This window comes from Bradyrhizobium sp. (genome assembly GCF_035273305.1).
Classification (GTDB): domain Bacteria; phylum Pseudomonadota; class Alphaproteobacteria; order Rhizobiales; family Xanthobacteraceae; genus Bradyrhizobium.
Window position 1 is genome coordinate 1 of record NZ_DATEPI010000203.1, and the last position, 4,001, is coordinate 4,001.

The 4,001-nt window shown below is 61.0% G+C and carries 3 protein-coding genes; all 3 read right to left on the bottom strand.

The genetic code is table 11. The features are described from left to right. The coding region (locus VJV58_RS13795; RefSeq protein ID WP_324137914.1) for an NAD+ synthase at positions 1-1,534 on the bottom strand (1,534 nt) is incomplete at its 3' end. A gap of 44 nt (positions 1,535-1,578) precedes the next feature. Then, positions 1,579-1,932: a diacylglycerol kinase gene (locus tag VJV58_RS13800; RefSeq protein WP_324137915.1), complete on the bottom strand. Its 354-nt coding sequence runs from the start codon at positions 1,930-1,932 to the stop codon at positions 1,579-1,581. Position 1,933: 1 nt separating this feature from the next. Next, entirely contained in the window at positions 1,934-3,322 is a 1,389-nt protein-coding gene (locus tag VJV58_RS13805; RefSeq protein WP_324137916.1) for a class II 3-deoxy-7-phosphoheptulonate synthase, read from the bottom strand. Positions 3,323-4,001: the final 679 nt, after the last annotated feature.

A 4,001-nucleotide genomic window follows, 5' to 3' on the forward strand; every position in this document is an offset into this window, starting at 1 on the left:
ATCCTTCGGCAACGATCGAGGCCAGCGGTTGTTCGCGTTCGACGAGCCGTTCAAGGATCGCGTCCAGCACGTCGTAAGGCGGCAACGAATCCTGATCGGTCTGGTTCTCGCGCAGCTCCGCTGTCGGCGCCCGCGTGATGATGGCAGGCGGAATGACTTCACCCGAAGGACCTAACGCGCCCTGCGGTTTCCACGAATTGCGCAAGGCCGAGAGCCGGAACACCTCGGTCTTGTAGATGTCCTTGATCGGATTAAAGCCGCCGTTCATATCGCCGTAGAGAGTGGCGTAGCCGACCGACATTTCCGACTTGTTGCCGGTGGTGACCACCATCGCGCCGGTTTTATTCGAGATCGCCATCAACAGCGTGCCGCGCGCGCGCGCCTGCAGATTTTCTTCGGTGATGTCTGGCGGCAGGCCCGCAAACGTGCCCGACAATATATCTTCAAAACCGTTGACCGCAGGTGCGATCGGAAGAATCTCGTAGCGGATGCCCAAGGCTTTCGCGAGCCGTGCCGCGTCGTCGAGTGACACCTGTGCGGTAAAACGAAAAGGCAGCATCACCCCGCGCACGCGATCTGCGCCAAGCGCATCGACTGCTATTGCTGCGCACAGGGCCGAATCGATGCCGCCTGAAATGCCCAGCAGCACGCCCGGAAATCCGTTTTTATTGACGTAATCGCGCACTCCCAGCACGCAAGCCGCGTAGTCGCCCTCGTCGCCGTCGAGCACGGGGACGATCGGCCCGTTACAGCGCCATCCGGCCTCGGTCTTGCTCCAGCGCAGCGTGGTCACGCTTTCTGAAAATACCGGCAATTGCATCGCCATCGACAGATCGCCGTTGAGCACAAACGACCCACCATCGAATACCAGCTCGTCCTGACCGCCGACCTGATTGAGATACGCCAACGGCAGCCCGCTTTCAGTCACCCGCGCCACCGCGATCGACAACCGCCGATCGTTTTTGTCGCGCGCGTAGGGCGAGCCATTCGGCACGACAAGGATTTCGGCGCCGGTCTCCGCCAAGCATTCAACAATGTTTTCGTAGTCTGCCGATTCCTCTAGCCAAATATCCTCGCAAATTGGCACTCCAACTCGAACGCCGCGCACCGTTACCGGCCCAGCTGCAGGACCGCGGGCGAACAGGCGCTTTTCATCGAACACGCCGTAATTCGGCAAATTGGCCTTGTAACGCATTGCGGCGATGCGCCCGCCGTCCAGCAAGGCGCAAGCATTGTAGAGGTTGCCATCCTCGACCCAGGGAGTGCCGATCAGCATTGCCGGTCCGCCGTCCCTTGTCTCCCGCGCCAAGGTTTCGATCGCGCCCCGGCACGCCGATTGAAATGCCGGTTTGAGAACCAGGTCCTCCGGCGGGTACCCGGCGATGAACAACTCCGGCAAAACCACCAGGTCGCTGCCGTCAGCCCGGGCCTGAGCCCGCGCGGCGCGCGCCTTGGCCGCGTTGCCCTCGACGTCTCCGACCGTCGGGTTCAACTGGGCCAGTGTGATGGCGAACTGATCAGCACGTTGTGTCATGAAGCGATGGTGCCTTCCACGCTAATAAACTGCAATCGCATGCCTTAGATCAGGCCCATGCGTTCGGCGATGGCGAACAACCAGAACAGACCGGCCATCACCAGCGCCACGCCGACCGCCGCCGAACCCATGTCCTTTACCCGGCCGATCTGCGGATCAGGATCGGTCGTCAGGCGATCGGCGAGCTTTTCGATCGCCGTGTTGAGCAATTCGATGATCAGCACCAGCACGACCGCCGCGATCAGTTCGACGCGGCGCATCGGGCTCGCGCCAATCAGCCAGGCCAGCGGCAGCGCGAGGCCGAGCGCGGCAAGCTCTTCTCGAAAAGCCTGCTCGGAGCGGATCGCGAAAGCGAGGCCGTTGCGCGTATTGAGCGTGGCCCGCCAGAACCGCAGCAACTCAAAGGCCCGCCGCGACCGGCATCGGCTTGGCTTTGCCGCCGCGTTCCTGCTTGAGTAATTCGGCGATCAGAAAAGCCATGTCGATCGATTGCTCGGCATTGAGGCGGGGATCGCATACCGTATGATAACGGTCGTTGAGATCCTCATCGGTGATGGCCCGCGCGCCGCCGATGCATTCGGTCACGTCCTGGCCGGTCATTTCCAGATGCACCCCACCCGCATGCGTGCCTTCCGCCGCATGGATGGTGAAGAACGACTTCACTTCCGAAAGAATGCGATCGAACGGCCGGGTCTTGTAGCCGCTGGTCGAGGCGATGGTATTGCCGTGCATCGGGTCGCATGACCAAACCACAACACGACCTTCGCGCTGCACGGCGCGGATTAGTTGCGGCAAATGATCGCCAATCTTCTCGGAGCCGAAACGATTGATCAGCGTCAATCGTCCGGGCTCGTTGTCGGGATTGAGCACGTCCAGCAGCCGCAGCAGTTCGTCCGGTTTGAGCGAGGGGCCGCATTTCAATCCGATCGGATTTTTGATGCCTCGGAAATACTCCACATGGGCGTGATCGAGCTGGCGCGTGCGGTCGCCGATCCAGATCATATGGCCGGAGGTGGCGTACCAATCCCCGGTGGTGGAATCGACGCGGGTGAAGGCTTGTTCGTAGCCCAGCAGCAGTGCTTCGTGGCTGGTGTAGAAATCAGTAGCCCGCAGCTCGGGATGACTTTCCAGGTCCAGTCCGCAGGCGCGCATGAAGTTCAGCGCATCCGAAATGCGATCCGCCAATTCCTTGTAACGACGCGATTGCGGGGAGTCCTTGAGGAAACCAAGCATCCATTGGTGCACGCTGCCGAGATTGGCGAAGCCGCCGGTTGCAAACGCGCGCAGCAGGTTCAGCGTCGCCGCCGACTGCCGATACGCCATCAGTTGCCGCTGCGGATCGGGGGTACGCGCCTGTTCCGTGAACGCGATGTCGTTGACGATATCGCCGCGATAGCTCGGCAACTCCTTGCCGTCGATCTTTTCGGTCGGTGATGAGCGTGGCTTCGCGAACTGCCCGGCGATGCGTCCGACCTTCACCACCGGCACGGCGCCGGCATAGGTCAACACCACCGCCATCTGCAGCAGGACACGGAAGAAATCGCGGATATTGTTGGCGCCGTGCTCCGCGAAACTTTCGGAGCAGTCACCACCCTGCAAGAGAAAGCCCTCGCCTGCGGCTACTCGCGCAAGCGCCTTTTTCAGGTTGCGGGCCTCACCTGCAAAAACCAGCGGAGGAAACGTGCCAAGCTGCGCCTCGACATCGGCCAATGCCTTTGCATCGGGATATTCGGGGATCTGCAGCACCGGTTTGGCGCGCCAACTATCGGGTGTCCACCGCTCGGACATGGCCTTTAACTCCTAAGCATTAACCGCCACTTATCGGAAGCAGCGACGGGCGGGGTTATACACAGGGCCGGCACGGACCGCCAGTTGCAAATCCAGATCTCAATACAAACCCTTGCGCCAAAAAGCGAATTCGCATTTGCTGCGGATCGCGAAGGGGACAGAGGAATTCGCAGTGCAAGAGCCTTCGCCCGACGACGTTTTCATCGATGAGATTGCCTTCGCTGTTGCCGAAGCGGGGACCCATACTCCGCGGCACCGGTTTTGAAACACGCCGCTCGGCCAATTCTTCCAATCGCTAAGCCCTGTGGTTATGGGTCCCGGCTTTCGCAGGGACGCCGCTGATAGAGTTGGCGCGCACCGCGTTCCCCACTGCGGCGAGCGAAGCTCCCTCTTTCTTTCCTCCTCCGTTTGTGACCGTTTGTGGGGAGGGATAAGCACCCGCGGCATTCACCGATGCGCACTCCTCTGCGATCTCGCTTGTAAACACACACACCTCCGCGATCTCGCCGCGCGTGCCGCGCGAGTTTGTCAGTCGTCAAGCCTTCTGAACATCAGAGGGCGTGGGGAATGCCGGGTGCTCGATGCACCCGCAGCCTCGCGTGGGAAAAAATAGAACCACACGAGCGTAGTCACCGCGAGGTTCACCGGATTCACCCGGCATTCCCGCACGCAATGGTTT